The organism is Frankia nepalensis (assembly GCF_016786325.1).
In the GTDB taxonomy this organism is placed as follows: domain Bacteria; phylum Actinomycetota; class Actinomycetes; order Frankiales; family Frankiaceae; genus Pseudofrankia; species Pseudofrankia nepalensis.
This window is the reverse complement of the sequence record NZ_JADWYU010000306.1, coordinates 1-3,382: the sequence shown is the minus strand read 5'-3', so window position 1 is coordinate 3,382 and position 3,382 is coordinate 1. Positions and strand designations below refer to the sequence as shown.

Annotated in this window: 3 protein-coding genes; 2 read left to right on the top strand and 1 reads right to left on the bottom strand. The window is 66.4% G+C overall.

Annotation, left to right across the window (positions count from 1 at the left end):
- Nucleotides 1–281 precede the first annotated feature (281 nt).
- On the top strand, nucleotides 282–848 hold the full coding sequence (locus I6A81_RS40770) for a dihydrofolate reductase family protein (protein ID WP_203008162.1): 567 nt from the start codon (nucleotides 282–284) through the stop codon (nucleotides 846–848).
- A 361-nt stretch (nucleotides 849–1,209) separates the two neighbouring features.
- Here the strand turns inward: I6A81_RS40770 and I6A81_RS40765 are convergent, their stop codons facing one another.
- Nucleotides 1,210–1,482 carry a hypothetical protein gene (locus I6A81_RS40765; protein WP_203008160.1) on the bottom strand — a complete coding sequence of 91 codons (273 nt, stop codon included), beginning with the start codon at nucleotides 1,480–1,482 and terminating at the stop codon, nucleotides 1,210–1,212.
- 397 nt (nucleotides 1,483–1,879) lie between these two features.
- Between I6A81_RS40765 and I6A81_RS40760 the strand changes: the two genes are divergently transcribed.
- The gene (locus I6A81_RS40760) at nucleotides 1,880–3,133 is read left to right on the top strand and encodes a helix-turn-helix transcriptional regulator (RefSeq protein ID WP_203008158.1); all 1,254 of its coding nucleotides are present in this window, start codon (nucleotides 1,880–1,882) and stop codon (nucleotides 3,131–3,133) included.
- Nucleotides 3,134–3,382: the final 249 nt, after the last annotated feature.

The following is a 3,382-nucleotide window of genomic DNA, read 5'->3' as shown; positions in this document are numbered from 1 at the left end:
GGTACTTCCTCGGCGCGCCCATGTCGTCCGCTTCCTCCTGGTTTCACTCCCTCCATCAAACCCGGCGCGGTTCAGACGGCATCCTGTGGGTGCCGACCTGCTGAACCGCTTCTGGAGCGACACCGTCACGCGGACCCCGTCCGCGGCGGCTGCCTGGTCAGCGGGCGTGGATCCGCACGCCCTTGCGACGGGTCCGAGCGGGGACCGATGAGAACTGGCGGCGGCGCCGGTCTGATTGTGGTCCGCCAGGTGCCGGTGACCGCAGCAAGGGAGAACGACCCGTGAGACCCCTCCGATACTCGATCAACATCACCCTCGACGGCTGCTGCGACCACCGGGCGATCATCCCGGACGAGGAGTTGCATCGCCATCACGCCGCCAACCTGGAACGAGCCGATGCCCTGCTCTTCGGACGGGTGACCTACGAGATGATGGAGGAGGCGTGGCGGCGGTCGGCGGCGGGGACGTGGCCCGACTGGATGGCTGACTGGATGGTCCCCTTCGCCGAGACGATCGACGGGGCGAAGAAGTACGTCGTGTCGAGCACCCTGGAACGGGTCGACTGGAACGCGGAGCTCGTGCGGGGTGACCTGGGGAAAGCTGTTGCGCAGCTCAAGGAGGAGCCTGGCAGCGGCCTGGCCGTAGGCGGCGTGGCCCTCCCGCTGGCCTTGGCGGATCTGGGATTGATCGATGAGTACGAGTTCGTCGTGCAGCCCGTCGTGGCGGGCCACGGGCCGACGTTGTTCGCCGGCCTGAGCGAGCGGCTCGAGCTGAAGCTCGTGGGGCGCCAGGAGTTCCAATCGGGGGCGGTCGCGCTGCGCTACCAACCCAGCCGAGTCACCGCCTGAAGGTCGGCCCCCTGGGCGCACGGGCCCGGCGGCTCCGCCACAACGTCGAGGCCGACACAGGCGCGCCCTCGAACGCCGGGCCCGTGACCATCATCGTTGACGAACCCTCCCTTCGGTCCACCACATTCCGTATTCCGTGGCGGCCGTCATCCGGTGCCCACTGGCCGCCATCAGCCCGCGCGCCTCGGCCCGGTCCTGTCCATGGCGTGGACGACGCCGACCGCCGGCTCCGCTCAGCTGCGCGTTCTCGCCGGCCACACCGCCGGGGTGCACGCGCTGAGAATCTATACGATCACGCTACAGTGCGCTCTTGCCGCATGAAAATTGGCCTTGAGCTGCGCTTGCAGCGTGCTCGCAAGAGTTAGCGCACGGCTTCGGGTGGCCCTGCGGCCCAACGTGTGAAGTCCTGCGGCTCCAGTGCCGCGACCACGGCCGCCAAGAGGTCCCGGTCGGAGGCGGACCCGTCCGCTGGGCCGAAGGCCAGCACCAAGCCGACGTCGCCGAAGCCGCCGATGAAGACAGCGTCGCTCGGCAGTCGCGCGATTTGTTCCGCCAGATCTGCCGCCGTCGCGCCCGGTGACGCCCTCACCGTTGTCACCGGTCCCGAATCGGTCGCAGGCCCCCGGCTAATCATGCGTTCACCATCCTTGCCATGTTTCTGGGGTGATGATTGTGGTCGTCATCGCGGTAGAGCCTTACCCAGGCAAGTACCGGCCCCTCGCCGTTGTCAACGAGTGCGAGTGTCCACGAGCCGAGCTGGCGCCGAGGGCGGCGCCTGCGGCGATACCTGCCGTTCATCTCACCATTCCTTCTTGGCGCGTCCGAGGCTGGCGCGCGTGGGGCCGCTTGTCCGGCGCCCCGGGCCGGGACCGACGGGGGGTACCCGGCCCGGGGGCCTGCACCGAGCATCTGTTGGCCATACGGGGCGGGCGAGAGCGTCTGTGACGCATCCTCGGCGCACGGCGCGGGCTGGGCGCATACTGAGCCGAGTCCAGTCACACGGGCCGATACGGCCGACGCGGAGGACCAGCGTGCCGACTCCCCAGAAGCGATCCGCGCTTGCGGCGCGCCGCAAGGCCATGGGCTACAGCCAGGAAGATCTTGCCGAAGCCGTCGGTGTCGACCGGTCGACGGTCGCTCGTTGGGAACAGGGCAAAACGGAGCCATATCCCGAAAATCGAAGCGAGCTAGCGAGGGCGCTGAACGTCGACTACGAGGAACTCGACCGGCTCATTCAGGCGGAGGCGGCGCCAACCTTGCGACCCGTTCCGCACGTGTCCCCGGTTGGGAAACGCGAGGCGGCGTTTAGCGCCGCTGGGGCACTATGGCGTGACCCCGAAGAGGCGGAAGAGCTTGCGCGACGGGTCGCGGCAAGTGACGTCGGTGATTCGACGCTCACATCTCTTGAGTCCGGCTTCGATGATCTGGCGTGCCAGTATCAGTTCGAGCCGCCCAGCCTGCTTCTGCTGGAGATCAACCGGGTACTGGACCACGTCGCGGGGCTGATGGATTCCCGGAAAAAACTTCACGAGCACCGCCGGCTTCTTCTGGTGGGTGGCTGGACGTCGTTGCTCGGGGCGACGGTTCTTATCGACCTTGAACGCGATCGGGCCGCTTCCACGTATCTCTCTACTGCGCTGAGCCTCGCCGAACAGGCGGAGAATCCCGAGATAATTGCCTGGTGCTATGAAACGCGGGCATGGCAGGCGCTGACGTCCAGTCAATTCCGTATCGCTGTCGAGCTTTCGCGCGCGGCGCGGAGTTTCGCTCCGCGCGGAAGTTCGATCGCGATACAGGCCGCGGCACAGGAAGGCCGGGGATGGGCGCGCCTGGGCTCCCGTGAAGAGACCTACCGCGCGATCGATCGAGTTCAGAAGATGGCTTCGTCTCTCAATGATCCTGCCCGTCCGGAACATCACTATCGGTACGATCCAGCGAAGGCCGTCTCCTACACAGCGACTACACTCACGTGGATACGCGATCTGGCGGCCGAAGATTTTGCCCGTGAGGTGATCCGGAAGATTGGCGCTCCGATGTCCCTCCCTCCTCGTTGGCCGCGTCGGGCCGTTATGGCAAGCATCGACCTAGCGTTGACGCTGACCTACGCGGGCAAAAGTGACGAGGCGCTGCACGCGGCAATGGGAGCCGTCGAGTCCGGCAAACTCGTGCCGTCTCATTTCTGGCGCGTGGCGGAAGTGGCAGACGCAATGCGGGCCGAGAAATTTTCCGGGGTCAAAGAGCTGAATGCCGCCTATGAGGCGATGCGGCACCCACGGCAGACATGAGGACTTGATACAGACTGCTTGCGAAAGGAAGCAGTCTGCAAGCGGGCGGAACTCGTCCGGCGTTGATCGTCTAGGCCCCGTTGGGCCGTAGCGGCTGGGCTCGGGTGTAGCGGCGGCGCTACGCCGCCCGCTACGCGCGTCGCGGTCCGTGAGCTGCGTCGTTGCCGTGACGTAGTGTCTTGAGTCGTTAATTCGTTGGCAGTAGGCGGCGAGGGTTTCGAGGATCTCGTCGGCGCTCTTCGTCCAGAT